Origin of the sequence: Paraniabella ginsengisoli, from assembly GCF_022513635.1 — a bacterium.
Lineage (GTDB): Bacteria > Bacteroidota > Bacteroidia > Chitinophagales > Chitinophagaceae > Niabella > Niabella ginsengisoli.
In genome coordinates, this window is record NZ_JAKWBL010000004.1 from 782,521 (window position 1) to 808,057 (window position 25,537).

Genomic DNA, 25,537 nt, shown 5'->3' on the forward strand with positions numbered 1-25,537 from the left:
GAATCGATAGCCATCGGATTTCTGCCCGTCCCGACAGTCGGGTAGTAATTAAGATAAAAACACCAGAAACACCATCGGTTTTCTTACGTGAAGACTGCTTTTTAAGTCCTTATAAATAACTTTTATGAATCGCTATTGGAATTGGTTGATTGGTAAGAAAGATTCCTTTACACTTGAAGCCCGCATTTTCCATGCAATATGCTTAGCTGTTATATTTTGCCTTTCCATAAGTGTACCTATTAATTATTTTTTGCAAATGCCTGAATTATCTGTCCTGCTGACAATAGTTGTGGCTGTAACTACGTTGCTTTATTATATGTCGCGGTTCAAGGGGTTGCAGAAAGTTAGCGTTCTGATATTTCAAATATTTGTATGCGTTGCCTTGATAGGTAATTATTATTACAATTCGGGTATAGAAGGGCCAACATATACCATGTTCCTTCTTGCATTTTTGGTTTCAGTTGTTATAATACCTCCGCGCCAATATTATATCTGGTTGCCGCTCAATATTCTGTTAATTACGGCATTGATGGCTGTAGAATTTTTTAAACCTGGAACAATCGGAATGAGTTATCAGGATAAAACGAGTCAATTCGTTGACCTGGTATTTTCTTATTGCGCCATTGCCGCCTTTGCTTTATTAATTGCCGGATATGTAAGAAAAGCATACAACAAACAGCGTGAAGAACTGATCGCGCAATCTGCCGCGTTGCAACAAGCCAACCATACTAAAAATAAATTGTTGTCTATTTTAGGGCACGATTTAAAAGAGCCACTGGCTTCTTTACAAGGTTACCTTGAATTGCTGGCTGATTTTGATCTGGATGAAGCCGAGCAAAAAGAGATGAATAACCAGCTACTTACCATGACAAAAAACACATCGCTAATGTTGTCGAACATTCTTGCATGGACAAAAAGTCAGGGACACAATTTTCGTGCAGATCTGCAGGAGTTGTTTGTGGAAGATGCCTTACATCATATAGTTGAAGTGGCGCGAAGCGTGAGTTACAGAAAGCAGGTCTCATTATGGGTTGATCTTCCAAAAGAAATAGCTGTAAAAGCAGATGCTCAGATGCTTGCGCTTGTTATTCGTAACCTGCTAATGAATGCTATAAAATTCACACCCAATGGAGGTAATGTATGGTTGTCGGCAGTTGTTGAGGGTGATGATTGTACAATCGTAGTAAAAGATGACGGCATAGGCATCCCAGAAACCTTGCAGGCAAATCTTTTTCCATAGAGTCTGGATCGCGACGTGGTACGGCTTCCGAAAAAGGCACCGGACTTGGACTAATGCTTTGCAAAGAATTTACAGGTATTATGGAAGGCCGTTTAACTTTTTTAAGTGCAAGAAATAATGGCACTACCTTTTCTTTAGTGCTTCCTGCAACAAGCCTTGTCCGCGCCATTCCTCAGGAGAATTATTTAGAAGTGGGAAAACTGCAATTTTAGTATTATCTATGAACATGTTTAGACTTTTTTATAAAACACATAGAAACATAGCATTTTCTTCATTTGAGGATATATATATATCCGCCGTAGGCGGAACATAGCCTCTGGAAAATGAACGATTATGTGTATTTATGTTTCCTGTTTATCATAAAAACCTATGTTTCTATGTGGTAAAAAATAAGTTTAAACAACTCCTATTCTAAAACCGTGGCAGGCTTTCCTTCTCGTTGTAAATTTATGCGCGAACAATTCAGTAAATATTATATTATCACAGGTGGTCCCGGAGTAGGTAAAACAACATTGTTGCGACACCTTAACATTTACGGGTTTACAACGGTACCCGAAGATGCAAGGCGAATCATAAAGGAGCAACTTGCATCAAGCGGAGATGCGTTGCCATGGCTTGATAAAAGTAAATATGCCATTTATATGTACGAAGCGGCTAAACGATCTTACCAAAATGTGCAAAGCCAGGACGTTGTGTTTTTTGATCGGAGTATATTGGATGCTGTTTGTTATATGATCATGGAAAATATTTTACTGCCGCAAAATATAGATGTAGAATTGGCAGCATGTAGATATAATAAGCAGGTATTTATTCTTCCTCCGTGGAAAGAAATTTATAAAACCGATAGCGAGAGAAAACAACAATGGGAAGAAGCCGTTTATACTTTCGATAAAATGAAACAAACGTATCATGACTTCGGCTATAAAACCATTGAAGTGCCAAAAGAGACGGTTGAAAAGAGAATGGCTTTTGTTTTAGAACACATCAAGAAATAAATGCGTTTACCTGATTAAGTATATTTTTTTAAGGTCATCAGTAAATAGATGGCATCGAAATTGCCACGCTCGGTTCAACAGCAGTACATATCTGATCCTATTTAAGCTACGACAAATCTATGCTTCGTCTGATTAAACAGATTACACATGCGTTGTTTTGTGTAATTTCAATTTTACTTAAAAGTTATTGTTACTTCCTGCTTAAATTTTTTATTATGAGCGAAAACAAAACAAAACCTACAGAAGAAAAGGTAGAAGCGTTTATCAGAAAAGCTGATCCTAAAAAGATAGACGACAGTTTTAAGCTGATAGAAATTATGGAACGATTGTCGGGTGAAAAAGCCACCATGTGGGGCCCTTCCATTGTTGGTTTTGGAAGCTATCATTACAAATATGCAACTGGCCGCGAAGGTGATGCCTGCCGGATAGGATTTTCGCCAAGAAAAGATAAATTCTCATTATATATTTTAAGTTGTGATAGCGCTGCGCAAAACGAGTTGCTGAAAAAACTTGGTAAAATAAAAACAAGCGTGGCTTGCATTTATTTTAAAAAGCTGGAAGATCTTGATTTGAAAGTATTGGAAAAGCTTATAAAGATTTCGCTGAAGGAAACAAAAGCAATGTGGGGTTGAGTTTAGTTGAGAGATGACGGTTCTGAGTTGACAGTGTCGGGTGCGCTGTGTTGTTAACCGGTCTGACGGTCTCCGTTTGACCAGTATCGTTTATGTGGGATCAGATATGTACTGCTGTTGAACGGTCCGCCAATTGGCGGAAGATCGATGCTTTATATTTACTGCTGATTTAATAAAAAAGCATGACGAAAGTGGAACAGATAAAATTAAGACCTGCCGTAGAAGCAGATGCAGCAGCCATTTGGGAGATTTTGCAGGAAGCTATAGAGCGCCGAAGGTTGGATGGAAGTAAGCAATGGCAGGATGGATATCCTAATCCTGAGACGATCCGGGAAGACATAAAAAGCAACTGTGGTTATGTACTTGCTAATGAGAATAAAGTAATCGCATACGCTGCTCTAATATTTAATGATGAACCGGCTTATGACAATATTGACGGCGCCTGGCTTACCAATGAAGATTTCCTTGTGGTACATCGCGTAGCTGTTTCAAATAAAGTGTTAGGCCAGGGTATAGCTACGCTCTTTTTAGGGAGATGGAACATTTTGCAAAAGCGCATCAGGTATTCAGTATTAAGGTAGATACCAATTTTGATAACATGGCTATGCTGCATATCTTAAATAAATTAAATTATATATATTGCGGAGAAGTAATGCTGCGAGGCGCACCCAGAAAGGCTTTTGAAAAACTATTAAGCTAGCAATTACATTTTCTATTATTTATTAAAATTATAAACTATGAAAAAGACATTTTTTTATTTTTTGATTATGGCTGTTATTGCTTCATGCTCAGGAAACCAAAGCAAAACAACTGCTACAGATACCACCGAAAAATCAGATAGTACCGGAACTGCTGTTAGATATAAAATTGCAGAAAAGTATTTCATCAAGAATGATGTAACCGCAGTTCCCTCATCTGTAAAAGACCAGGCGGAATTTGATACATATTTCGGTGCCGCTTCTGTGATGGGCGAAAATGGTACACCTACTAAGATTGATTTTTCGAAAGAGTATGTGATTATTGTTGATCACAACGCGACCAATAAAAAACAGAAATAAAACCATTAGCATTAAGCCAGCAAGATGGTAATATTATTCTTGATTATTCGGTAATGGAAGGCGAAGAGCAAAGCTTTACGCAACATCCTTTTTGATGTTGATTGTAGATAAAAAACATGAAGGTGCTGTTGTTTTGAATAAAAAATAAGAGCTATTGGTGTACCATTTCTGATTCGCTGAGTTTCCAGTCGTTATCAAAAAAGCCGGTTAGTTTAATTCTATTAGCGCCGTCTTTTAACATCAAATCAGAAAAAATAATAAAATCCGGAAAGCCGCTACCGCCTGCAAAGTATTGATTGGCGTAAGTGGCTTTCATTCCTTTGATTCCGGTTGCTGCCACAACGCCTACCAGCAATTCAGGGTCTTTTTGAGGCCATACAAAGTATCCGGCAAGATTGTCACCATTCCATTTTAGTTCACCGGCGCTGGCCTGGTTTCTTTTTACTTGTATCGGGCTATTACTTAGCAGGGTTTTCCAGGCGCTGTTGTTATCGGCATTGCCGTAAAGAATAATATTTCTCCCAGTGTATTTAGAAGATATAAATTCCTTGTCAGTAATAATATCTATGGCGCCGTTCCCGCGATAGTACCAGCTTTCAGCATCGTAGGTTGCTTTATTCTTGTTCACGATTGTTTCTTCCGTATTGCCTGTTGTGCCAACCACAAACAGCATGTTATGATTAAATGCTTCTTTGAAAGTTCCATATCGCACAGGTTTTTTTGCGTTTATTGACGGAGCAGAGGCAATAATCCAACCGGTTTCCTCCTTTTTAAGGTACAGGCTATCAGCGAATGTTTTAGTGATATAAGAAAGCGGTTTATTATCATCTAAAATGATCTGAATATTTTTATTGCCACCGAAATCTTTCAAAGATAGTTTTAGCAATAAAACATTTTCTGTACTACCCTCAATATTGCTGGTGCTGAGATTTCTATTGAGTTTAATATTGCTGTATTGCAAAGGATGTATTTGCTGATAAACTGTTGCCCATTTGTAAGAGGCAGAAATGCCGGGGCATGAAGTTGTAAAGTCAATGTGGTTCGATACGCTGTCAGGTTGTAGTTGATGCCATTTAAAGTATTCGAACATGGGCGGCCAATCTACACTTTGATCACCAAACCAATGTTCTCCTCCGGGATATTCATAATAGCTAAAATCTTTATGAAAGCCAGCAAGTACTTCTCTCATTTGTCGTGCATAGGTTACCGGCACAACCCTGTCGCTGTCTCCATGCAAAATGTAAACGCCCAAAGGTTTATAATTGGCAGCAAGTTTAGGCACATCACTTTGGTTGCCCGATCTTAACAATAGTTGCTCAGCTGCACTTCGTGCGCTATCGGGTATTTTACCATCTGCAGATCCGTAATCTTTTAAAGATGCATAACCTGCTGCAGGTCCGATCGCCGCCCATTTATCGGGATAAGTAGCACCTAAAAACCAGGTACCATGTCCACCCATCGAATGACCGGTGAGATAAATTCTTTGCGGATCTGGTTTGAAATTTTGTCGTGCAATATTTAATACTTCCAGCGCGTCCTGTCGCCCCCAATCTTCCCAGTTAAAACCTCTCGGCCTGCGGTTAGTAGCAGCCACTACGGTTCCCCAATCTTTAGGTTTATAAGCGCGTGCTTGCCCAATCGCTTCTACACCGGCGCCATGTACAGAAAGAAATAAAGCGCTTCCGGGCTTATTGCCTCCTATCTGCGGAGCGACTGCAAAGTATTGTAAACTGCCATCTATCTGACTGATAAAAGTGCTGGCATAATGTGCCTCAGGCGAAACGGCTTCGAGTGTAATGTTTTTTTGATCAATGGTTTTTCCCCTTTCAGAAAGGAGCACGTTACATTGGTATTTACCTGTTTTAGAAACTGAAGAAGCATCTGCTTCGAAAATGATCTTACGTGTACTGAAGGCAGGTATTGTTGCAATTGTACTTGTTTTCTTTTTCCCTTCTAAGGTAGTTGTTAAAGAAAGGGTTGATAAATTTTTTGAAGAAGCGTTGCTAACGACGAGAGCGATTTTTAAAAGGCCATTTTGCTGATTCAATACAATATAAGGCGCGGTAACATCATCGACATGCAGATTAACTATATTTTTTACCGGAATAATTTCAGGTAAGATATTGCCGCCGCGAATATATAATTCATTAATCCCCTTTTTAAGCAGAACCGGAATATGCATATAGCCTGCTGCATAGGGATCACCCATGTGTGGCGCGCCATTGAAGTACATGGCTGCGCTGCCTTGCACCCGAATCAAAGCAGGTTGTTCTTTTGGAGATTGATAAGTCAGATAAAGGTAATCAGCGCCTCTGTCTACGCCACCAGGATTTAAGAAGGGGTTATTGGTACGTTGAAAATTTCTTCGGCCAAATATGCGAAACCGCCCGTTGCTGTCGGCATCTACTTTTTTCCAATGTATCGAATCTCCGTTTTCGCTAATATGAAATAAGGCATCTTCTTGTGGCCTAAGCTTACCATTGAAAAGCTGGTAACTTAACAGATCTGTGTAAATGGCTTCGCGCCCATAGCGGCTTCCAGATTGAACGGCCAATGCTTTTGTAAAACGAATAGTGTCTTGCGCAACGCAATTCATTGCAATTGAAAGCAACAAAAAAGATAGCAGTTTTTTCATGTTTGTTGGTTTGGGCTTGAAGAAAAACATTTATTCTATGATATAATCTTTCTTAAATGTACGACTTGAAAGGATATAAGAAATGGCCTGATTACTTTCCAATACAAAACTTCCCAAATATCGTCCCCAGAATATCACGGTCTACTTCAACTTGTCCGGTGATCTCACCCAGGTAATGTAACGCCCGCCTGATATCGATCGTTAACAGATCGCCGCTTAGATGACTTTCCATGCCTTGTTCAATAGCTTCAATACTTTCATTTATTTTTTGCAGAGATTCATGGTGGCGGGCATTGGTAACTATGGTCGCTTCGGTATTGATTTCTGAGCCAATTGCTTTATCATACATTTTAGATTTAAGCAAATCAATATTCGATTTTTCTTTTGCAGAAAGCGGCAAATACGTTGACGTTTGTAATTTAAAATTTGGTGCAACGTCTACTTTGTTTACAACGGTAATTGTTTTTGCATCAAATTTATTCAACCAATCAAAGTTTTGTTCTTCCTGGTCGGTAGCATCTATCAAATGAATAATAATATCCGCCTTTTCTGCATTTTGTCTGCTTCTTTCAATACCCAGGTTTTCAATACGGTCTGTACTGTGTTCCCTAATACCGGCGGTATCAATCAGTCTAAATAAGACACCGTTTATGTTCAGCACTTCTTCAATCGTGTCGCGGGTGGTTCCTGCAATATCGCTAACAATGGCGCGTTCTTCATTTAGCAGCGCATTCAGCAGCGTGCTTTTGCCAGCATTAGGTTTGCCTATAATGGCTACGCTGATGCCATTCTTAATAGCATTGCCTAATTGAAAAGAATTGATAAGATCAGTAACCTTAGATTTAAGCTTTGAGATAAGTTCGGTGAATTTAGACCGATCAGCAAACTCCACATCTTCATCACTAAAATCAAGTTCCAATTCTATCAGTGCGGCAAAGTTGATGAGCTCATCACGCAATAATTTTAAATCGCTCGAAAACCCGCCACGCAGCTGGTTTAGCGCTGTTTGCTGAGCGGCTTTACTATTGGCAGCAATCAGATCGGCCACCGCTTCGGCTTGCGCTAAATCTAATTTGCCATTCAAAAAAGCGCGTTGCGTAAACTCGCCCGGCCTGGCTAATCTTGCGCCAGCAGCAACTGCAGCTTCTATTATTTTCCCTAAAATATAAGGAGACCCATGCCCACTTATTTCTACTGTATTTTCTCCGGTATAACTTTTAGTGCCTAAAAAAGCGATACAACCACTTCATCTATTATCTCTTGCTCCTCTCTCTTTTGGAGAGGGTTGGGGGTGAGGTTATATGCCCGAAATGTATGGTGTGCGAAGGCTGATGTAATAAATTTTTTCCTTTAAATATTTTATCGGCTATCACAACCGCATCTGTACCGCTAAGCCTGATCACGCCAATAGCGCTTACACCAGGCGCGGTCGCCAGTGCCACAACAGTATCCCGCAAATCTCCCAAATTATTCATTTGTCAAAATTATACTTTTACGATTAACATTTTTTTAATCAGCAATTAATATAGATCATCAAAATTGCGTCGCACTCTTCAACGGCAGTGCATTGCTGATCCTATATAAATGTCGGACACCACACCCGGTCAAACCGTCCCGGTCTGACCAGAACCAAAAATATAGCAACATAAAAATCTTAAATTCGCTAAACAAATTCTTATTATCAGTACAAAAAAATCAAAGCAACAATATGAAGAAGTTACTTGTTTTAGTTTTTATTGTTTATGGAAAAATGGCGTTTTCCCAAGAAAGTAATTTGATAAAAATTGGTGATTCAGTTCCATCTTTTAGTTTTGAAATTGAAAAAGGCAAAATGGCAAGTATTGCTGATTACAAAGGCAAACTCGTGTTGATCAATCTTTTCGCCACCTGGTGTCCGCCTTGCCGCAAAGAACTTCCTGAAATGCAAAAGCAGATTTGGGATAAACATAAAAACAATCCAAAATTTGCGCTTTTTGTGTTCGGGCGCGAAGAAGGATGGGACGTTCTTGTTCCATTTAAAAAGAAGTTCAATTATACATTTCCTATTTTGCCAGACGAGAAAAGAGACGTCTTCGGCAAGTTTGCCACCCAATCTATTCCCCGTAATATTTTAATAGATGAAACAGGAAAGATCATTTATCAATCTATTGGATATGAAGAAAAGGAATTTAAAAAGCTGATTGAACTGATTGACAAAAGGCTGGAAAAATAATGGTAAACAGTAAAGCGGTATGAGATGTATAGTGATCGTTGGGTTATTTTTTCTAATTACTTCTTGTAGATCAGGAAGTAAAAACGTTAATTCCCAAATTGCTTTAAACGATGAAAGACAGATTGCTGAACTGTTGTTAAATAGAAAGTCTGGTATTGACCTTAACCTCAAACCTTATCAAAAAACGGCCTGTCCTTCGGATACTATAAATAAGTCAACTTATAGAAAGATTTTCAAGGGGCTCAAAAATATTGGAGACCTTGACACTGACGGAAATGATGAATTTGTTTTTATTCTGGAATCATTAAATAAATGCGAAGAAGGACAATCTTATTATTTTTCAAATCCAAAGATCGAAAGAATTTATACTGAGTCTAATTGCTGTCATTTGAGTAGCTTAATTAATATCGGAGATATTGATGAAGATGGATTTTTGGAGGTCGCAGAATATTATTCATCTTGTGCAAGTCGTTATAAGGCTATTGTAATTTACCATTTGAATGAAGAATTCAAATGGGAGACGCTGACCAACTTTTCTTTCGTACTTAACGCTCAGTATGATATTCTTAAGGACTTTAAAAAACTTTTTAGAAAAACCTCCAAAAATAATCTCGAATATTTCGAAATAATCGATGTGGACATAAAAGGTAATCTAATTGCGAGTTGGAAAACACTAAAAGTAGAATGATATCTGTTGTTATTTTTTAATCATAAAGTGGCGAATAACTTTTTGCATTTATTTTTGCCGGATGACTTTTTATTATTGTTATGACGCGCAATGCGGCTGGTGCTTTGGCTTTAGCAAAGTGATTACTCAGTTTGCCGATCTTTATAAGGACAAATTTCAATTTGAAGTATTAAGCGGCGGAATGATTCCGAAAGAAGGTGCAAAGCCTGTTAAAGCAATGGCTGGCTACATTGGCGATGCCTATAAAAAAGTGGAAGAGCTTGCAGGCGTTCGGTTTGGTGCCGATTATCTGTGGCATATTCAAAACCCTGATGAAAGCGATTGGTTTCCCGAATCATTAACACCAGCAATAGCACTTTGTGTTTTTAAGGAATATTGGCCCGAACAACAGGTATATATTGCTGCCGATTTCCAAAAGGCATTATTTGAAGAAGGCCGTGATCTGAGCGACGGAGAAGCTTATCGTCATTTGTTAGAAAAGTATGATATTCCGGCTGATGAGTTTTATCAAAAGTTTTCTGATGCAAGTTATATTGATAAAGCAAAGCATGAATTTGCACTTTGTCAGCAATTGCAGGTAACGGGTTTCCCCAAATTGTTATTGCAGGTAAACGATACAAAATTTTACTTATTGGCAGAAGGATATACACCTTTGAATACATTAAATGCCAGATTGGAAAATATTTTAAAAGAGCTGGAAGCTGCCTGATTCAATACACCTCCGAGGTTTTTAAAACCTCGAAGGTCTGAAATTGGGAGGCCTGAAATTTTAATCATGTTATTTTAACTATGACAACAGAGGAGTTACAAACTATAGACTTTGCAGATGGCGCGATGCTGCTTATTGACAAACCACTTGAATGGACTTCTTTCGATGCCGTTCGAAAAGTCCGCAATCTGATCAAGATAAAAAAGTAGGGCACGCGGGTACGCTTGATCCGTTAGCGACGGGTCTGCTTATTGTTTGTACAGGTAAGTTCACAAAAAGAATTAACGAATATATGGCTCAGGAAAAAGAGTACACCGGTACTTTTACGCTTGGCGCTGTAACACCTACTTACGACCTCGAAAGCGAGCCTGAAAACTTTAAACCAACTGATCATTTAGCAATAGAAGATATTCAACAGGCGACATCAAAATTTATTGGAGCAATACAGCAGGTGCCACCGATTCACTCCGCTATTAAGAAAGATGGAAAGCGCGTGTATGAACTGGCTCGAAAGGGAATTGATGTAAAGTTAGAACCGCGCACTATAACCATAAAGTCTTTTGAAATAGATACTTCTGCATTGCCGGTTGTATCTTTCAAAGTTGTTTGTTCAACGGGTACTTATATACGAAGCCTCGCTAACGATTTTGGAGAAGCCTTGGGCTGCGGCGCTTATTTAAGTAGTTTGAGAAGAATCCGAATCGGCGCATTTAATGTAGTCGATGCTTTTTCTATACATGATTTTGAAGCAGCCATCAGAGAACGAAAAGCCGCTGCTGAAATTCCACCTAAGCAATGATTTTCTAAGTCAAACATCTAGCTATGTCGGATTTATTGAAAGCCCATTTGAAAAAATTTATAGACATCAATGAGGAAGAATTTAATGCCATAAATTCTTTTTTAATATAGAACAGGTAAAGAAAAAGCAAAACCTGTTATCTGAAGGCCAGGTTAGCCGATCTAATTATTTTGTTTTAAAAGGCTGCTTGCGCAAGTTCTTCATTAATGAAAAAGGCGTAGAGCAAACCACAGAATTCGCCATTGAAAACTGGTGGCTAACGGACAATCTTTCTTACGAACATCGCGTGCCAAGTGAATTTTTTATACAAGCCGTAGAAAAAACTACGCTACTTACAATATCGAGAGACGCGCAGGATCAACTTCTTTATACACACCCTAAAATGGAACGTTATTTCCGCTTTATTTACCAGCGCGCCTATGCCGCAGCGCAGATGCGAATGAAATATATTTTTGGTCTTTCCAAAGAAGCTTTTTATCATCATCTGAATGATAAATATCCTGAATTTGTACAACGCATTCCACAATATCTGATTGCCTCTTTTCTGGGGTTTACTCCTGAATATTTAAGTGAAATAAGAGCAAGGAAAATTTCTTAAACCAGTTTAAGTTTTTCGGTGCAGTGATTCTTCAACTTTGCTTTGTCAAAAAATAATAAACGCGATTAATCAATAAAAATTGAATCATGGAAAAAAGACCTAACATTTATGAAACCGAACCTGCAGGATATAAAGCAATGCTTGGTTTAGAAGGATATCTGGCCGCTTCACAATTGTCGAAAACGCATAAAGAGCTTATTAAAATACGTGCTTCACAAATTAATGGCTGCGCATATTGCATCGATATGCATACAAAAGATGCTTTAAAAAATGGCGAAACCAATCAGCGCATTTTTCTGTTGAACGCATGGCGAGAAACCGATTTGTTTTCTAAAGAAGAGAAAGTGATTTTGGCTATCACAGAAGAAATAACCCTGATCCATCAGCATGGACTTTCAGAAGCGACTTATCAACAAGCTAAGGAGTTGTTTGATAAAAATTATATTGCACAAATCATTATGATGATAGTTACGATCAATGCCTGGAATAGAATTGCAATTAGCACACAGCTCGAAGTAGGTGTATAGTTGTTAGTTAGTAAGATCGACAAAATGACTTCTTTATGTTAAACCACATAGATACATAGTCGTTAATTTTTTTAAGGTTCTATAGATTCCGCCAAAGGCGGAGCATAGCGTCCGGGCAATTAAACGATTATGTGTTTTTATGTTGCCTTACTTTATCATAATACTATGTATCTATGCGGTTATATTTTCTTAAAAAATGAATAAGTTGTTTTTATGGGATAGCTTAGCTGAATCTTATCCTTTATTTCCTTCAATGGTTGTCTGCATAAATGCCCGATCATTTTTATAATCCTGCCAATTAAAGTTTAGCAGAAATTGTGTGGCGGCTTCAGCGCCTTTTTCAAACATCGCCAGCTTATCTGCGTCAGTAACAAAAAAATTAAGCCAGTTATATTCAGCAAGCGGGATGGTTCCCACGCCACGAGAATACACTTTGTTTTTTAACTGAAAATCTTTGTCATAATAATTTCTGATCGTATTGAATATGCGCCCGAAATACCCCATCATAGTCCAGTTTGTTGACTGCTTTTTTTATCTTCCGGAGCAGAATCATCCAGGTCGATACCAAATGACGGAAGGCGAGGCACATTAATTTTTGAGTTATAGAATATATTGATTGGAAAATTTGACAGGATGCCGCCATCAACAAATCGGGTGCTGCTCGGAGGATCATCTTCATCAAATATCTCTTTCCATTTTTGTCTGATGCTGGGTTGATTGCATGGAATATCATTTATGAAATAGGATTCAAAAAACATTGGGATTGACATGGATGCGCGAACAAAACCTGCAGGATGCAGGCTGTCTTTATCTTTACGGAATAAGCCTGCCATCGCCGGGAATTCAATTTTATTTTGTGTAACCAGTTCTGATGCGATAAAAGTTACATCCCCCGTTAAGTCGGTAATACCTTGTGGATGATCATGTCGCAAATGCAAACCTGGTATGGCTTGCGTCGCTTTATTAATAATGTCGGTAGTGTCCAGCACGCCGTTGTCGCGCATTTGCTTTTCTATCCAGTTATAGAAAAAGTTTCCGGGATTAATGCCATAACCAGATGTTTTAAATTTTTTAAGGAGCTTTAAAATATAACGTACTAATTCGGCGATCACGATCATAACAATCACAAGTGCAAATATCAAGGGACGGCTTACCATTTGCAGATTTTCGTTATTTTGACCAAGTATCAAAAATATCATGCTGCCAGCTAGCAACAGCGTGAACAAAGCAATGATAGCTATCGCTATAATTCGTATGCGGCGGAAATAATTTTTATGTGTAATGAACCGTTTGATGATCCAGCGTGCCATGCGATGCCCATCTACCAGATCAAAAAAATTGAGGTTGGTAATTGCTTCCAATACGCGGGTCGATTTTTCTTCCTGCTTCTTTCCAATTACAGTCAGCATCGCGGTATTAATAGCTCCGGCGCTCGTACCGGCCATTCGTAAAAAACGAATACCCATTTTTTCGAGAATGTAAGTGTAACCAACAAGTGCAACGCCTAAAACGCCACCACCTTTTTGTACCAGGTTTACATATTGATGGCCTTCCGCGTCCAACACATCTGATACTTCAAAGGGTTTTCCATTTGGCCCAAAGGTTTCTCGCAGCTTTTTTAAATTAGCCTGAACTTTAGGGCTGTTAGTAAAATCAGTGACAGTTATTTTAGAGGCTGGCATTTTAACTCGGCTTTTAATTTTGGTAAATGTCGCTGTTTAGTTTGTGTTCCAATGTGAAGTTAATATATCCCTCAAAAAAATGACCTGACCGGGTATCGCTTATATTAGGTAGAAAAAAGAGAAATGTTTAAAGTTCTATTTCTCATTGTATATTAGTAAAAGACTCTATGCAACAATAAAAAATAAACATCTTCTAATGAAACCAGGCTTAACTAATATACACATCAGCGCTGTTTCTTTTATTGCTAAACTTCCGCAAATTATAAACACAAAGAAACAGGCCTGTTTTATATTGATTATTTTTATCGCCATATCCTGTTTACAAAAACTGAACGCACAAATGGAACAAGTGAAATGGCCGGATTTACAACCGCCAACTATAGTTAAGAAAACGCATGTAAGAGATATCCACGGCGATAAAGTAAGTGATGATTATTACTGGATGATCGACTTTTTCAAAAAAGGTCCCGATAGCAATGAAGTAGTGAAGCATCTGGAAGCAGAAAATAATTACCTGAAAGAAATGATGGCGGATACTAAAACACTTCAGGAAGATTTGTATAAAGAAATGCGCGGACGCATTAAAGAAAAAGACGAAAATGTACCGTATTTCCGCAACGGATATTTTTACTACACCCGTAGCGAAGAAGGCCAACAATATTATAAACTGTGTCGTAAAAAAGGATCATTAAATGCGCCTGAAGAAATAATGCTTGATATCGATGCGATGGCAGAAGGACACCCTTACTATAATGTGTCGGGTGCAACGGTTAGTCCAGATAATAACTTGCTTGTCTTTGGTGAAGACACCGTAAGCCGCAGGCAATATAATGTTATGATCAAAGATTTACGAACAGGCAATATTACTTCGCAAGGCATTTCTAACACAAGCGCCGGTTATGTTTGGGCGGCCGACAGCAAAACATTTTTTTATACGTCTAACAATCCGACTACACTTTTATCTGAAAAAGTCTGGCGACATGTTGTTGAAAGCTCTGTTGAAAATGATGTGATGGTTTACCATGAAAAAGATCAAAGTAATTATATAGGCATTTCTAAAACCAAGGCTGAAAATTATATACTAATTGAGTCGGCGAATTTTACAAATGCGGAAGTCAGATACTTGCCCGCGGATCAGCCTACTAAAGAGTTTGCTGTTTTTCAACCAAGAATGGAAAAAGTATTGTACAGCGTAGATGCAGATACAGAACGCTTTTATATTACTCATAATAAAGAGGCGCTTAATTTTAAAATATCGGTAACACCTTTTAATGAAACAAAGGTGGAGCATTGGAAAGATTTTATGCCCCACAGAAAGGAGGTGTTGGTAGAGAATTTATTGCTGTTGAAAGATGTGGCGATTATTAAAGGAAGAAAGAATGGACTCGACCAGCTTGAATATGTAAACAAAGATGGAAAAAACAATCGCCTTGTTCCTTTTGAAGATGCGGTTTATATGGCCTCTTTTAGCACTAATGCGGATTATAATGCCACTAAATTGCGATACAGTTATAGCTCGCCTATCACACCCAGCAGTGTTTTTGATTACGATTTAACCACGGGTAAAACCACTTTATTAAAACAACGCGAAATTCCCAGCGGCTACAATAAAAACGATTATGATGTAGAAAGGGTATTCGCCACTGCAAGTGATGGAACTAAAATTCCCATTTCAATTGCTTACAAAAAAGGTTTTAAGAAAGACGGCAATCAGCCATTTTTATTAATAGGTTATGGTAGTTATGGTTTCTCTTATCCAACTTATTTTAATTCTAACCTGATCAGTTTAATGGATCGTGGTTTTGCTTACGGCATTGCGCATATCCGCGGCGGACAGGAAATGGGGCGCCAATGGTATGAAGACGGAAAGATGATGAAGAAGAAAAACACGTTTACCGATTTTATTACCTGTGCAGGATATTTGATTAAAGAAAAATACACATCTCCCAAACACCTTTACGCGAACGGCGGCAGCGCCGGTGGTTTACTAATGGGCACCGCTGCTAACATGGGCAATACTTTGTTTAACGGTATCATTGCCGATGTTCCTTTTGTAGATGTGGTAAATACAATGCTTGATCCTACCATTCCGCTAACAACTAATGAATACGATCAATGGGGAAATCCCGAAACCAGCAAGGAGGCCTATTTATACATGAAGTCATATTCTCCATACGAGAACATTGAAAAGAAAGCTTATCCAAATATTTTAGCAACAACCGGATTGCATGATAGTCAGGTGCAATATTTTGAACCCGAAAAATGGGTGGCTAAATTGCGTGAGTACAAAACAAATACTAATGTAGTAATGCTGCAAACTAATATGGAGTTCGGGCATGGCGGCGCTTCCGGCAGGTTTGATTATTTAAAGAAGATGCGCTGCGCTATGCGTTTTTATTGAAACTGGAAGGGATAAAGAAGTAGATTGATTATTATTGTCCCAGCAGTAGAATATATGGCATCTTCGTTGTGTCACTCACTTGTGCAGTAGAATATATGGCATCCTATATATTCTACGCTATAACTCCTACTGTTAAGTTAAGCATAATATGACTGTCAGGCTGAGCTTGCCGAAGCCCGTTCAATACGCCCTTCGACAAGCTCAGGGTGACACCGACACGACAGTTTTTATTTAACATAACACTACTCGCCACTCGCTATCTCTACTTCCTATTAATCTATCAACTCAAAACTGTCATCTATCAACTCCCCATCACACCACCTGGTCCACCACAAAAAACTTATTTAGTTCTTCTACCAACTCGTGTTTGGTAATAGGAATACCCATTATTTTATGATAGCCTTTGGCGTCGACAAGATATTGATCACGAATGATCTTTATAAGTTGGCCATTATTAATTTCCGGAATTACAATTGTTTCAAAATTTCGGATAATATCGCCAAGATTTTTAGGGAATGGCCTTAAGTGGCGCAAGTGTACATGGCTGATACTTTTGCCCTGCGCCTGCAGGTCGCTTACAGCCGATTTAATGGAACCATAAGTTGAGCCCCATCCTATCACCAGCACTTTACCTTTCTCATCTCCGCTATCAATTTTTTGATCAGGAATATGTTCTGCAATTTTATCAACTTTCTCCTGGCGGATCTTCACCATCAATTGGTGGTTTTCCGGGTCGTAGCTAATATTTCCTGTTACATTTTGCTTTTCAATACCGCCAATACGATGCTCTAAACCCGCTGTTCCCGGCACCGCCCAGGGGCGTACCAGGTTTTCATCTCTTAGGTAAGGTTGAAATTTATCTTCATGATGGCCCAATTCTGTTTTAAAATTAACATGAATTGGAGCCAAGTTTTCTTCTTCAGGAAAACGCCAGGGCTCAGCGCCATTGGCAATATATCCATCGCTTAAAAAGATAACTGGCGTCATATGCTGCACACTGATTTTTACCGCTTCGTACACCGCATCAAAACAATCTGCCGGTGAGCTGGAGGCAATAACCGGCATCGGGCATTCTCCGTTTCTGCCGTAATAAGCCTGCAACAGATCAGATTGTTCTGTTTTTGTTGGCAAGCCGGTAGAAGGGCCACCGCGTTGCACGTTTATAATTATCAAGGGGATTTCAAGCATTACAGCCAGCCCCATTGCTTCGGTTTTTAAAGCCATCCCAGGTCCAGAAGTGGTAGTAACGCCTAATGCACCGCCATACGAAGCGCCAATAGCAGCAGTGATAGCTGCAATTTCATCTTCTGCCTGGAATGTGCGAATGCCAAAATTTTTATGCCTGCTTAGTTCATGTAAAATATCGCTGGCAGGTGTTATAGGATAAGTACCGAGAAACATCGGCAACCCACTTTTTACCGAAGCAGCGATTAGTCCCATAGCAAGAGATTGGTTGCCCATAATAGAACGGTAGGTTCCGGGTTCAATCTTTGCCTTTTCTACAGAATAGGTAGTTGTAAAAGCTTCAGTAGTATCGCCATAATTATAACCTGCTTTCAGCGCTTTAATATTACTATCTAAAATATCCTGCTTTTTGGAAAACTTCTCGGTTAGAAAGTTGATCGTGTTATCCATATCGCGGTTGTACATCCAATATAATACACCAAGGATGAACATGTTTTTAGCACGATCTTTTTCTTTCGTTCCCAGCGTAAATTCTTTTAGTGCTTCACGCGTAAGTTTAGTTACATCGATTTTGATCAGCTCATAACCATCCAGGCTGTCATTTTCAATTGGGTTTACGCCGTCTGGGTAATTAGCGAGGCGTAAGTTTTTTGAGTCAAAACCATCAGTATTAACAATAATACGGCCGCCTTTTTTCAGGCCTTTTAAATTAGCTTTAAGCGCTGCCGCGTTCATAGCTACCAACACATCACATTCGTCGCCAGGGGTATAAATATGGTCAGATGAAAAACGCAGCTGAAAACCACTCACGCCCGGAAGCGTTCCCTGTGGAGCACGTATCTCCGCCGGAAAATCGGGAAAAGTAGAGAGGTCTGCGCCAAGTAGGGCGGTATTATTGGTAAACTGCGTGCCAGTAAGCTGCATTCCATCGCCACTGTCGCCCGCAAATTTTATTACTACATCTTTTAAAACTTCCTGTGTTCTGTTCATTCCATCAAAAATTGGGGCACAAAGGTACGGAAGTTCCCTGCTTGACGGGGTATATTTTACGCTGGGCTGACAAACCGGTTTCAGGTTGCAAGTTACAAGGTTTCGGGCTCTGCAACTTGTAACTGGTAACCGGCAAGCTACTTCACCGCAATCACACTAATCTCTACATTAACAAACTTTGGCAAAGCCGCCACTTGAACAGTTTCGCGTGCGGGATAATTTTCAGTAAAGTATTGGCCATAAACCTCGTTGATTTCGGCAAAGCGTTTCATATCTGTAATAAATATCGTGGATTTGATAACATTTGCGAAACTCAAACCTGCTTCTTCCAAAATAGCCTGCAGGTTTTTCATACACTGATGCGTTTCATCCTGCAAAGTAGCATTGTTTAATTCGCCGGTTGCAGGATCAATGGGTATTTGCCCTGAAATATAGAGTGTATCTCCGGCAAAAACAGCTTGGTTATAAGGGCCAATTGGAACTGGTGCATTTGATGTTGTGATGATTTTTTCTGCATAAAAGGTGTTATATGTACTTGCAAGAGTACAAAGATCGATTGAAAAAACAATATCTGAGTTTCGCGTAAACTTTTGAAAACTTTGATATCAATTAGCATTCATTCTAAATAATATTCATTTTTTTGCACGATGCTCATATTAAATATTGATACCGCGATTGATAAGGGATCTATCTGTATTAGCGATGGTTTAAATGTGATCACTTTTGATCAGAACGAAAAACGTAACGAGCAGGCAGGATGGTTGCATGAAGCTATTCAGAATGCCTTTCAGAAAACAGGAATGGATATGAAAAATCTGGATGCTGTTGCTGTAAGCAACGGCCCCGGCTCATATACCGGCTTAAGAATAGGATTAGCCAGTGCAAAAGGTTTTTGTTATGCCCTAAAAAAACCGCTGATCTGTATTAATACTTTGCAGATTATGGCCAGTGCTGTTAAGAATAAGGCAAAGGACCTGATCTGTCCAATGATAGACGCAAGACGTATGGAAGTATTTACAGCCGTCTTTAATAAAGAGCTCGAATTATATCAAGAACCGTTTGCCAGAGTTGACCCAACAGAGTTTTAATGATATATTAAATAATCGACATGTATTATTTACGGGTAATGGCAGCAAAAAATTTGCTCCATTAATTGATGGAAAACAAAATTTTGATATTGTAGATCATAACTCCGACTCTCGTGATATGATTCCATTATCTTTCAACCTTTTTCTAGAAAAAAACTTTTCAGATGTTGCATATTGTGAACCATATTACGTTAAGGATGTATATATAGCGAAAAGTAAAAACATATAATTAATATTTACAATAAATATTTTTTAAGTTCGTATTTTTAAACCCTCTAAACCTTTCATTCATAATGAGTAATTATCACATTTCTTTTGCCCAGAAAGAAAACCCGGGCGAGGAACTAACCTTGGACACGCTGGCTATCAAAAAATCGGCTTTGATATTACGTGCCTTTAACCATAAGTTAAGGCAACAGATATTAAAACTTATTGATACTCAAGAGAAAGTAACAGTAACAGAAATCTATGTAAAATTAAGAATTGAGCAATCTGTTGCGTCGCAACATCTTGCCATTTTGCGTAAAGCTGACTTTGTAAAAACTGAGCGCGATGGTAAATTTATTTACTACACAGTGAACACAGACCGAATGAAGGATCTTAATCAATTCGTTGGACAACTTTTATCATAACTTATATTGAATATGGAAGCAATTTCTGCTGAGGAATTTAAAAATTGGGTAGATCAGGAAATTTCTGTTATAGATACCAGAGCGGCAGATGATTTTGCACAGGGATTCATTCCGCAAAGTATTAATATACCAGCTACAAGCCAATTACCGGAATACAGCTCACTTTTCTTTAAAACTGATGAAGACTTACTATTGGTGGCTAATGATGGAGAAGAATTGGCTGTTGCCGAAGAACTTAAAAAGTCGGGCTTCAACAAATTAAAGGGTTATCTCAAAGGCGGTTTTCCAACTTGGAAAAAGGCGGATTATCCAATCGATATGGTGATTGATGTTGACCCAGATGAATTAATGATGGATATACCTTTCGATGAAAACTTAGTCGTAATTGATGTGCGTAGGCCAATAGATTTTGCTCAGGGACATTTAAAAGACGCTACTAATATTCCACTCGAAGAAATTTCAACCATTGAAAATATAGCTCAGATAGAGGAGACGGATAATTTGTACTTGCATTGCTATGTAGGAGTAAGAAGTGTTATTGCTGCTTCTGTTTTAAAAAACACGGCATTCATAATTTAAGAAATGTGACCGGAGGCTGGGATAAGATAAAGGATGAGCCCAAGGCAGAAATAGTAAAAGAACCTGGAATGTTGAATTAGTCTATAGTCTATTGACTATGGACGAAAAAACTTCCACAGCCATTAATATTTTAAGTAATTTCGTTGCCCGCTTGCAAGCGGGCAATTTTTATTTACAAGAGGCTATTATGCCGTAAAAATTCATTAATGGATTTATTTGATGTTTATCCCCTTAACAATGTAACTATCACCAAGGCCAAGGGGTCTTATGTTTGGGATAGTGAAGGCAACCAGTACTTAGACCTTTATGGCGGGCACGCTGTTATCAGCATTGGCCATACGCACCCGCATTGGGTACGACGCATTGAGGAGCAGCTGGAAAAAATTGCTTTCTATTCTAACTCGATCCAAAATCCATTGCAGACAGAATTGGCAAAAAAGCTCGGCGAGGTTTCGGGTAAGGAAGATTATAGTCTTTTTCTATGCAACTCTGGTGCCGAAGCAAACGAGAATGCGCTGAAAATGGCATCTTTTCATACTGGTCGAAAAAAGTAGTGGCGTTTAGCAAGGCTTTTCACGGGCGTACATCACTGGCAGTAGCGGCAACGGATAATAAAAATTATCTGGCTCCGGTAAACGAAACCGACAATGTAGATTTTCTTCCTTTTAATGATGAAGAAGCGCTGGAAGCACATTTTGTAAAACATGGAAAAGAAATTGCAGCAGTTATTATAGAAGGTATACAAGGTGTTGGCGGCATTAATGTGGCCAGCGATTCTTTCTTAAAACTTATTAGAGCGTTGTGCGATAAATACGGCGCTGTTTATATTGCCGACGCTGTACAATGCGGCTACGGAAGAAGCGGAAAATTTTTCAGTCATGATTTTGCTGGCGTAAACGCCGATATTTATTCGATGGCAAAAGGCATGGGCAACGGTTTCCCAATCGGTGGTATTATCATTGCGCCACATATAAAGCCCAAACATTTTCAGTTAGGAACTACGTTTGGCGGTAATCATCTGGCATGTGCCGCAGCGTTGGCGGTGCTTGAAGTAATGAAAGATGAAAAACTGATGGGCAATACCGTGATGATTGGAAAATACTTGCGCGATGAATTGAACACCATTTCCGAATTGGAAAATGTACGTGGCCGCGGATTGATGATCGGTTTTGATGTGCCTTCTGCATTAGCATCTTTAAAAAAGAATTTACTGGCGAACCAGAAAATTTTTACCGGCGAGGCGAAACCCAATGTTATCAGATTGCTTCCGTCTCTTGCATTAAAGAAAAAAGATGCAGAGCATTTTATCGAAGCGGTGAAAGAAGAAATTGCAGCGTATTCGGTGGTCGCAGAATAGGTTTTATTGACCCGGCTTTAGTCCGCCAACTGGCGGATCTTCGTTGCGTCGCACTCTTGTACTTTAGTGCTTCTATCAACAGTTTTTTTGGTTCGTGGAAGCACGAACCATTTGTTTAGAATGAAAGAATTGTTACCAATGAAAAAAGAAACATCCATTCAGCTTTTTGAACAAAAGCAAGTTCGTTCCCTGTGGAACGAAGAGGAAGAGAAGTGGTATTTTTCGATTATTGACGTGATAGAAATTTTAACCGAAAGTACCAACGCCCGAAAATATTGGAGCGTTTTAAAACTACGCTTGAAAAAGGAAGGAAGTGAGTTGGCTACAAATTGTAGTCAACTGAAATTACAGTCTTCAGATGGTAAATATTACAATACCGATGTTGCAGACACAGAACAGTTGTTTCGTTTGATACAATATATTCCTTCCAAAAAAGCAAGAATAGATTAATCAGCGATTAAAAAGCATCGAAGTTCGCAAAGAACTTACGGATGAATGGGAAAGCCGGGGAATTTCAACGAAAATAAAAAAGTAGCAAAAGAAGGTGGAACTATTGCAGGCAATACACGCAAACAAATTGAAGCCAAAACCGGAAAAAAATAGTTACAGATATTTCGGCTAAAAAGCTTTTGCAAAGTAAAAAGAGATAAAAATATAAAGAAGATAAACATGTCACTTCTAAAAAGCAATACATTTATTAGCGCAGCAGATGTTACTGACATCAACGCGCTTGCAGACAAAGCATTACAATATAAAGCCAATCCGCTTTTGGATAAAGCCCTTGGCGAAGGCAAACGTATTGGTTGCTTATTTCTGAACCCCAGTATGCGTACACGTTTGAGTACACAAATTGCTGCGCAAAACTTAGGCATGGAAGCTATCATTTTTAATGTAGGCAGCGAAGGTTGGCAATTGGAGTTTGAAGAAGAAGCCATCATGAGTGGTAAAACCGTTGAGCATGTTAAAGATGCCGCGCCTATTTTTGGTAAATACTTCGACATATTAGCTATTCGCACTTTCCCTTCGTTGGTTAACAAAGAAGATGATTACAGCGAATTATACATCAAGCAATTTATAAAATATTCGGGCCTGCCGGTTGTGAGTTTGGAAAGCGCAACATTGCACCCTTTGCAAAGCCTTACAGATGTAATTACGATAAAAGAAACTTTTAAAGAACCGCGCAAACCCAAGGTTGTACTTAGTTGGGCACCACATGTAAAACCATTGCCGCAATGCGTAGCCAACAGTTTTGCGCAATGGATGAATGCCTGGGGCGAAGTGGATTTTGTAGTTACGCATCCCGAAGATTATGAGTTGGATAAAAAGTTTACGGGTAACGCTCCTATTATTTACGATCAGGATGAAGCATTGAAAGATGCCGATTATGTGTATGTAAAAAACTGGAGCACTTATAATGATTATGGTAAAATTTATAGCAATGAGCCGGAGTGGATGCTTACAGCAGAAAAGCTAAAGCTTACCAACAATGCCAAAGTAATGCATTGTTTGCCCGTTCGCCGCAATGTAGAATTAAGCGATGAGATTTTAGACAGCGAAAATAGTATTGTTACGCAAGAAGCTGGTAATCGAGTTTGGGCGGCACAGGCTGTATTGTCAGAATTATTGAAAGGCTAATATGGATAATGTATTCGTAATAAAAATTGGTGGCAATGTAATTGACAACGCAGAAGCCTTACAATCTTTTCTTAAAGATTTTGCCGCTATCAACGGGTATAAAATACTGATACATGGTGGGGGAAAATTGCTACTAAAATCGGGGATCAGTTGGGTGTTCAATCCAAATATATAAATGGCCGAAGAATTACGGATGATGATACCATCGATATTGTAACGATGGTTTATGGTGGATTGGTCAATAAAAAAATTGTAGCTCAGCTACAAGCGCTGCAATGTAATGCCATTGGACTTTCCGGCGCAGATGCGAATATTATTCCTGCTACCAAAAGGCCACTAAAAGAAATAGATGGCGAAAGAATAGACTTCGGCTGGGTAGGCGATATAGACAACGGTAAATTGAACTCGGGGAATTTAAAATTATTGCTTGATGCGGCTTTCACACCTGTGTTTGCTCCACTTACACATGATGGGCGAGGCCATATTTTAAACACCAACGCGGATACAATTGCGTCTACGCTTGCAGTAGGATTGTCTTCATTTTATAAAGTAAGATTGATTTATTGTTTTGAGAAAAAAGGTGTGTTGGAAGATGTAAATAATAACGACTCCGTAATCCTAAATATCAATAAAGAAAAATATAAACAACTGCTTGATGAGAACCGTTTGTTTGAAGGCATTTTACCAAAAATAGATAATGCGTTTGCTGCAATAGATGCTGGCGTTAATGAAGTGTTGATAGGCGATGCAAAAGATCTTCTTAAAAACACTACAAACAAAACCGAAGGAACTTTAATAACTGGTTAATGATGAGTGAGCAAGAATTATATAATAACGCAGTTCAATTGTTAAGGCAGTTGATTGAAACTTCAAGCTTCAGCAAAGCGGAAGATAAAACGGCTGCTATTATTAAAGAACATCTGCAAAAACAGGGCATTCCAGTTGAGCTGATTGGCAATAACGTGATTGCTAAAAATAAATACTTTGATGTTACCAAACCGACTGTCTTACTCAATTCGCATCATGATACAGTAAAGCCCAATCCTAATTATACCTTAAACCCTTTTGAAGCAATAGAAAAAGATGGTAAGCTTTACGGGCTTGGAAGCAACGATGCTGGCGGATGTTTGGTTGCTCTGATTGCCTCGTTTATTTATTTTTTAATCAACAAAATCTGAAATACAATGTAATGTTGGTTGCCAGCGCTGAAGAAGAGATTTCTGGCTACAATGGTATTGAGGCGGTAGTTAAAGAGTTGCCAGCAATAGATTTTGCAATTGTTGGCGAACCAACGCTAATGCAAATGGCGGTTGCCGAACGTGGATTAATGGTACTGGACGCTACGGCACATGGCAAGGCCGGACACGCCGCACGTAACGAAGGAGAAAATGCTATCATCAAAGCATTTAACGATATTGAATGGATTCATCAGCATCAGTTTGAGAAAGTATCGCCATTATTAGGTGCTAATAAAATGACGGTAACGGTTATCGAAACGGAAAATAAAGCGCATAATGTTGTGCCGGCTGTTTGTAAATATGTTATTGATGTTCGAGTAAATGAGCTGTATAGTTTTGAGGAAGTGATTGATGAAATACAAAGAAATATTCAAAGTGAAATAACGCCGCGTTCGACTCGTTTACGCTCCACTTCTATTTCAACAGACCATCCTGTAATACAGGCCGGCCTTTCAATGAATAAAACGATGTACGGTTCGCCCACTACTTCGGATAAAGCGTTGATGCCTTTTCCTGCACTTAAAATGGGTCCCGGCGATAGCGCACGCAGCCACACGGCTGATGAATTTATTTATTTAAAGGAAATAGAGCAGGGAATAAAAGATTATATTGAAATATTAAATATCGTAACTCGTAATTAACATTTTTCGTAACTCA

30 protein-coding genes and 1 pseudogene are annotated in these 25,537 nt (G+C 38.9%); 24 read left to right on the top strand and 7 right to left on the bottom strand.

All coding sequences use genetic code 11. From position 1 onward, the window contains the following. The first annotated feature begins 124 nt into the window (after nucleotides 1–124). From MKP09_RS26830 to MKP09_RS21455, 6 genes are all read left to right on the top strand, one after another. Nucleotides 125–1,240: a sensor histidine kinase gene (locus MKP09_RS26830; protein WP_262915562.1), complete on the top strand. Its 1,116-nt coding sequence runs from the start codon at nucleotides 125–127 to the stop codon at nucleotides 1,238–1,240. Next, nucleotides 1,237–1,452 carry an ATP-binding protein gene (locus tag MKP09_RS26835; RefSeq protein ID WP_317235467.1) on the top strand — a complete coding sequence of 72 codons (216 nt, stop codon included), beginning with the start codon at nucleotides 1,237–1,239 and terminating at the stop codon, nucleotides 1,450–1,452. The genes MKP09_RS26830 and MKP09_RS26835 overlap by 4 nt, the downstream gene beginning before the upstream one ends. A gap of 237 nt (nucleotides 1,453–1,689) precedes the next feature. After that, nucleotides 1,690–2,235: an AAA family ATPase gene (locus MKP09_RS21440; RefSeq protein ID WP_240832300.1), complete on the top strand. Its 546-nt coding sequence runs from the start codon at nucleotides 1,690–1,692 to the stop codon at nucleotides 2,233–2,235. A 215-nt stretch (nucleotides 2,236–2,450) separates the two neighbouring features. Then, a complete protein-coding gene (locus tag MKP09_RS21445) occupies nucleotides 2,451–2,867 on the top strand; it encodes a DUF1801 domain-containing protein (protein ID WP_240832301.1) in 417 nt (138 codons plus the stop codon). Between the two features lie 182 nt (nucleotides 2,868–3,049). Continuing rightward, nucleotides 3,050–3,448 carry a GNAT family N-acetyltransferase gene (locus tag MKP09_RS21450; protein ID WP_240832302.1) on the top strand — a complete coding sequence of 133 codons (399 nt, stop codon included), beginning with the start codon at nucleotides 3,050–3,052 and terminating at the stop codon, nucleotides 3,446–3,448. Between the two features lie 156 nt (nucleotides 3,449–3,604). Then, nucleotides 3,605–3,925 carry a lipoprotein gene (locus tag MKP09_RS21455; RefSeq protein ID WP_240832303.1) on the top strand — a complete coding sequence of 107 codons (321 nt, stop codon included), beginning with the start codon at nucleotides 3,605–3,607 and terminating at the stop codon, nucleotides 3,923–3,925. 151 nt (nucleotides 3,926–4,076) lie between these two features. Here the strand turns inward: MKP09_RS21455 and MKP09_RS21460 are convergent, their stop codons facing one another. The 3 genes from MKP09_RS21460 to MKP09_RS26840 all read right to left on the bottom strand — a co-directional run bounded on the left by MKP09_RS21460 (nucleotide 4,077) and on the right by MKP09_RS26840 (nucleotide 8,035). Further along, nucleotides 4,077–6,560 (bottom strand): carboxylesterase family protein, encoded by a 2,484-nt coding sequence (locus MKP09_RS21460; protein ID WP_240832312.1) that lies wholly within the window; start codon nucleotides 6,558–6,560, stop codon nucleotides 4,077–4,079. A gap of 91 nt (nucleotides 6,561–6,651) precedes the next feature. Beyond that, on the bottom strand, nucleotides 6,652–7,797 hold the full coding sequence (mnmE, locus tag MKP09_RS21465; protein WP_317235468.1) for a tRNA uridine-5-carboxymethylaminomethyl(34) synthesis GTPase MnmE: 1,146 nt from the start codon (nucleotides 7,795–7,797) through the stop codon (nucleotides 6,652–6,654). Nucleotides 7,798–7,813: 16 nt separating this feature from the next. Continuing rightward, nucleotides 7,814–8,035: a hypothetical protein gene (locus MKP09_RS26840; RefSeq protein ID WP_262915563.1), complete on the bottom strand. Its 222-nt coding sequence runs from the start codon at nucleotides 8,033–8,035 to the stop codon at nucleotides 7,814–7,816. Nucleotides 8,036–8,268: 233 nt separating this feature from the next. Here MKP09_RS26840 and MKP09_RS21470 point away from each other — a divergent pair, with 233 nt between their 5' ends. The 7 genes from MKP09_RS21470 (at nucleotide 8,269) to MKP09_RS21495 (ending at nucleotide 12,093) form a co-directional block, all read left to right on the top strand. Continuing rightward, nucleotides 8,269–8,772: a TlpA family protein disulfide reductase gene (locus MKP09_RS21470; protein WP_240832314.1), complete on the top strand. Its 504-nt coding sequence runs from the start codon at nucleotides 8,269–8,271 to the stop codon at nucleotides 8,770–8,772. Between the two features lie 19 nt (nucleotides 8,773–8,791). Then, entirely contained in the window at nucleotides 8,792–9,460 is a 669-nt protein-coding gene (locus MKP09_RS21475; RefSeq protein WP_240832316.1) for a hypothetical protein, read from the top strand. 61 nt (nucleotides 9,461–9,521) lie between these two features. After that, entirely contained in the window at nucleotides 9,522–10,169 is a 648-nt protein-coding gene (locus tag MKP09_RS21480; protein ID WP_240832318.1) for a DsbA family protein, read from the top strand. Nucleotides 10,170–10,249: 80 nt separating this feature from the next. Further along, nucleotides 10,250–10,378 (top strand): hypothetical protein, encoded by a 129-nt coding sequence (locus tag MKP09_RS26845; protein WP_262915710.1) that lies wholly within the window; start codon nucleotides 10,250–10,252, stop codon nucleotides 10,376–10,378. Then, nucleotides 10,321–10,968: a tRNA pseudouridine(55) synthase TruB gene (gene truB / locus MKP09_RS21485; protein ID WP_240832326.1), complete on the top strand. Its 648-nt coding sequence runs from the start codon at nucleotides 10,321–10,323 to the stop codon at nucleotides 10,966–10,968. The genes MKP09_RS26845 and truB overlap by 58 nt, the downstream gene beginning before the upstream one ends. Before the next feature lie 133 nt (nucleotides 10,969–11,101). Further along, nucleotides 11,102–11,566 carry a Crp/Fnr family transcriptional regulator gene (locus tag MKP09_RS21490; protein ID WP_240833354.1) on the top strand — a complete coding sequence of 155 codons (465 nt, stop codon included), beginning with the start codon at nucleotides 11,102–11,104 and terminating at the stop codon, nucleotides 11,564–11,566. Between the two features lie 86 nt (nucleotides 11,567–11,652). Then, on the top strand, nucleotides 11,653–12,093 hold the full coding sequence (locus MKP09_RS21495; protein WP_240832328.1) for a carboxymuconolactone decarboxylase family protein: 441 nt from the start codon (nucleotides 11,653–11,655) through the stop codon (nucleotides 12,091–12,093). Nucleotides 12,094–12,327: 234 nt separating this feature from the next. Here the strand turns inward: MKP09_RS21495 and MKP09_RS21500 are convergent, their stop codons facing one another. Both MKP09_RS21500 and MKP09_RS21505 read right to left on the bottom strand, forming a co-directional pair. Next, nucleotides 12,328–12,600: a hypothetical protein gene (locus MKP09_RS21500; protein ID WP_240832330.1), complete on the bottom strand. Its 273-nt coding sequence runs from the start codon at nucleotides 12,598–12,600 to the stop codon at nucleotides 12,328–12,330. Beyond that, a complete protein-coding gene (locus MKP09_RS21505; RefSeq protein WP_240832332.1) occupies nucleotides 12,597–13,775 on the bottom strand; it encodes a patatin-like phospholipase family protein in 1,179 nt (392 codons plus the stop codon). The genes MKP09_RS21500 and MKP09_RS21505 overlap by 4 nt, the downstream gene beginning before the upstream one ends. A gap of 196 nt (nucleotides 13,776–13,971) precedes the next feature. On the opposite strand from MKP09_RS21505, the gene MKP09_RS21510 reads away from it, so the two are divergent. Next, the gene (locus MKP09_RS21510; RefSeq protein ID WP_240832340.1) at nucleotides 13,972–16,176 is read left to right on the top strand and encodes a S9 family peptidase; all 2,205 of its coding nucleotides are present in this window, start codon (nucleotides 13,972–13,974) and stop codon (nucleotides 16,174–16,176) included. A gap of 312 nt (nucleotides 16,177–16,488) precedes the next feature. Here MKP09_RS21510 and MKP09_RS21515 read toward each other — a convergent pair whose 3' ends face one another. Both MKP09_RS21515 and MKP09_RS21520 read right to left on the bottom strand, forming a co-directional pair. Continuing rightward, entirely contained in the window at nucleotides 16,489–18,351 is a 1,863-nt protein-coding gene (locus tag MKP09_RS21515) for a 2-oxoacid:acceptor oxidoreductase subunit alpha (protein ID WP_240832342.1), read from the bottom strand. Between the two features lie 137 nt (nucleotides 18,352–18,488). Continuing rightward, entirely contained in the window at nucleotides 18,489–18,920 is a 432-nt protein-coding gene (locus tag MKP09_RS21520) for a RidA family protein (RefSeq protein ID WP_317235470.1), read from the bottom strand. A 78-nt stretch (nucleotides 18,921–18,998) separates the two neighbouring features. On the opposite strand from MKP09_RS21520, the gene tsaB reads away from it, so the two are divergent. The 10 genes and pseudogenes from tsaB (at nucleotide 18,999) to MKP09_RS26860 (ending at nucleotide 25,521) form a co-directional block, all read left to right on the top strand. After that, nucleotides 18,999–19,439 (top strand): tRNA (adenosine(37)-N6)-threonylcarbamoyltransferase complex dimerization subunit type 1 TsaB, encoded by a 441-nt coding sequence (gene tsaB, locus MKP09_RS21525; RefSeq protein ID WP_240832352.1) that lies wholly within the window; start codon nucleotides 18,999–19,001, stop codon nucleotides 19,437–19,439. Nucleotides 19,440–19,732: 293 nt separating this feature from the next. Next, a complete protein-coding gene (locus MKP09_RS21530; protein WP_240832362.1) occupies nucleotides 19,733–20,071 on the top strand; it encodes an ArsR/SmtB family transcription factor in 339 nt (112 codons plus the stop codon). Between the two features lie 12 nt (nucleotides 20,072–20,083). Then, nucleotides 20,084–20,650, top strand: coding sequence for a rhodanese-like domain-containing protein (locus MKP09_RS21535; RefSeq protein WP_240832364.1), 567 nt, complete (start codon nucleotides 20,084–20,086; stop codon nucleotides 20,648–20,650). Between the two features lie 206 nt (nucleotides 20,651–20,856). Next, complete coding sequence (locus tag MKP09_RS26850) at nucleotides 20,857–21,204, top strand: aminotransferase class III-fold pyridoxal phosphate-dependent enzyme (protein ID WP_262915564.1); 348 nt, start codon at nucleotides 20,857–20,859, stop codon at nucleotides 21,202–21,204. Beyond that, complete coding sequence (locus tag MKP09_RS21540; protein WP_317235417.1) at nucleotides 21,204–22,007, top strand: aspartate aminotransferase family protein; 804 nt, start codon at nucleotides 21,204–21,206, stop codon at nucleotides 22,005–22,007. Before MKP09_RS26850 ends, MKP09_RS21540 begins: the two co-directional genes overlap by 1 nt. Nucleotides 22,008–22,145: 138 nt before the next feature. After that, nucleotides 22,146–22,457, top strand: a complete 312-nt coding sequence (locus MKP09_RS21545) for a BRO family protein (protein ID WP_240832366.1) — start codon at nucleotides 22,146–22,148, stop codon at nucleotides 22,455–22,457. Nucleotides 22,458–22,676: 219 nt separating this feature from the next. Continuing rightward, on the top strand, nucleotides 22,677–23,642 hold the full coding sequence (locus MKP09_RS21550; protein ID WP_240832368.1) for a Rossmann-fold NAD(P)-binding domain-containing protein: 966 nt from the start codon (nucleotides 22,677–22,679) through the stop codon (nucleotides 23,640–23,642). A gap of 1 nt (nucleotide 23,643) precedes the next feature. Beyond that, nucleotides 23,644–24,449 (top strand): annotated as a pseudogene (argB, locus tag MKP09_RS21555) (acetylglutamate kinase). Further along, complete coding sequence (locus MKP09_RS26855; RefSeq protein WP_262915566.1) at nucleotides 24,449–24,820, top strand: M20/M25/M40 family metallo-hydrolase; 372 nt, start codon at nucleotides 24,449–24,451, stop codon at nucleotides 24,818–24,820. The pseudogene argB and the gene MKP09_RS26855 overlap by 1 nt, the downstream one beginning before the upstream one ends. An 11-nt stretch (nucleotides 24,821–24,831) precedes the next feature. Further along, on the top strand, nucleotides 24,832–25,521 hold the full coding sequence (locus MKP09_RS26860) for a M20/M25/M40 family metallo-hydrolase (protein ID WP_262915567.1): 690 nt from the start codon (nucleotides 24,832–24,834) through the stop codon (nucleotides 25,519–25,521). The last annotated feature ends 16 nt before the right edge of the window (nucleotides 25,522–25,537 follow it).

Bases quoted from the DNA above. Each gene is read 5' to 3' on its own strand.
- MKP09_RS21455 (WP_240832303.1), top strand. From the start codon at position 3,605: ATGAAAAAGACATTTTTTTATTTTTTGATTATGGCTGTTATTGCTTCA.
- MKP09_RS21505 (WP_240832332.1), bottom strand. From the start codon at position 13,775: ATGCCAGCCTCTAAAATAACTGTCACTGATTTTACTAACAGCCCTAAA.
- MKP09_RS21475 (WP_240832316.1), top strand. From the start codon at position 8,792: ATGAGATGTATAGTGATCGTTGGGTTATTTTTTCTAATTACTTCTTGT.
- MKP09_RS21445 (WP_240832301.1), top strand. From the start codon at position 2,451: ATGAGCGAAAACAAAACAAAACCTACAGAAGAAAAGGTAGAAGCGTTT.
- MKP09_RS21495 (WP_240832328.1), top strand. From the start codon at position 11,653: ATGGAAAAAAGACCTAACATTTATGAAACCGAACCTGCAGGATATAAA.
- MKP09_RS21510 (WP_240832340.1), top strand. From the start codon at position 13,972: ATGAAACCAGGCTTAACTAATATACACATCAGCGCTGTTTCTTTTATT.
- MKP09_RS21460 (WP_240832312.1), bottom strand. From the start codon at position 6,560: ATGAAAAAACTGCTATCTTTTTTGTTGCTTTCAATTGCAATGAATTGC.
- MKP09_RS21515 (WP_240832342.1), bottom strand. From the start codon at position 18,351: ATGAACAGAACACAGGAAGTTTTAAAAGATGTAGTAATAAAATTTGCG.
- MKP09_RS21545 (WP_240832366.1), top strand. From the start codon at position 22,146: ATGAAAAAAGAAACATCCATTCAGCTTTTTGAACAAAAGCAAGTTCGT.
- MKP09_RS26860 (WP_262915567.1), top strand. From the start codon at position 24,832: ATGTTGGTTGCCAGCGCTGAAGAAGAGATTTCTGGCTACAATGGTATT.
- MKP09_RS26850 (WP_262915564.1), top strand. From the start codon at position 20,857: ATGGATTTATTTGATGTTTATCCCCTTAACAATGTAACTATCACCAAG.
- MKP09_RS21500 (WP_240832330.1), bottom strand. From the start codon at position 12,600: ATGATGGGGTATTTCGGGCGCATATTCAATACGATCAGAAATTATTAT.
- MKP09_RS21530 (WP_240832362.1), top strand. From the start codon at position 19,733: ATGAGTAATTATCACATTTCTTTTGCCCAGAAAGAAAACCCGGGCGAG.
- MKP09_RS26840 (WP_262915563.1), bottom strand. From the start codon at position 8,035: ATGAATAATTTGGGAGATTTGCGGGATACTGTTGTGGCACTGGCGACC.
- MKP09_RS21480 (WP_240832318.1), top strand. From the start codon at position 9,522: ATGACTTTTTATTATTGTTATGACGCGCAATGCGGCTGGTGCTTTGGC.
- MKP09_RS21450 (WP_240832302.1), top strand. From the start codon at position 3,050: ATGACGAAAGTGGAACAGATAAAATTAAGACCTGCCGTAGAAGCAGAT.
- MKP09_RS26845 (WP_262915710.1), top strand. From the start codon at position 10,250: ATGACAACAGAGGAGTTACAAACTATAGACTTTGCAGATGGCGCGATG.
- MKP09_RS21470 (WP_240832314.1), top strand. From the start codon at position 8,269: ATGAAGAAGTTACTTGTTTTAGTTTTTATTGTTTATGGAAAAATGGCG.
- truB (WP_240832326.1), top strand. From the start codon at position 10,321: ATGGACTTCTTTCGATGCCGTTCGAAAAGTCCGCAATCTGATCAAGAT.
- MKP09_RS21440 (WP_240832300.1), top strand. From the start codon at position 1,690: ATGCGCGAACAATTCAGTAAATATTATATTATCACAGGTGGTCCCGGA.
- tsaB (WP_240832352.1), top strand. From the start codon at position 18,999: ATGCTCATATTAAATATTGATACCGCGATTGATAAGGGATCTATCTGT.
- MKP09_RS21550 (WP_240832368.1), top strand. From the start codon at position 22,677: ATGTCACTTCTAAAAAGCAATACATTTATTAGCGCAGCAGATGTTACT.
- MKP09_RS26830 (WP_262915562.1), top strand. From the start codon at position 125: ATGAATCGCTATTGGAATTGGTTGATTGGTAAGAAAGATTCCTTTACA.
- MKP09_RS26855 (WP_262915566.1), top strand. From the start codon at position 24,449: ATGATGAGTGAGCAAGAATTATATAATAACGCAGTTCAATTGTTAAGG.
- MKP09_RS21535 (WP_240832364.1), top strand. From the start codon at position 20,084: ATGGAAGCAATTTCTGCTGAGGAATTTAAAAATTGGGTAGATCAGGAA.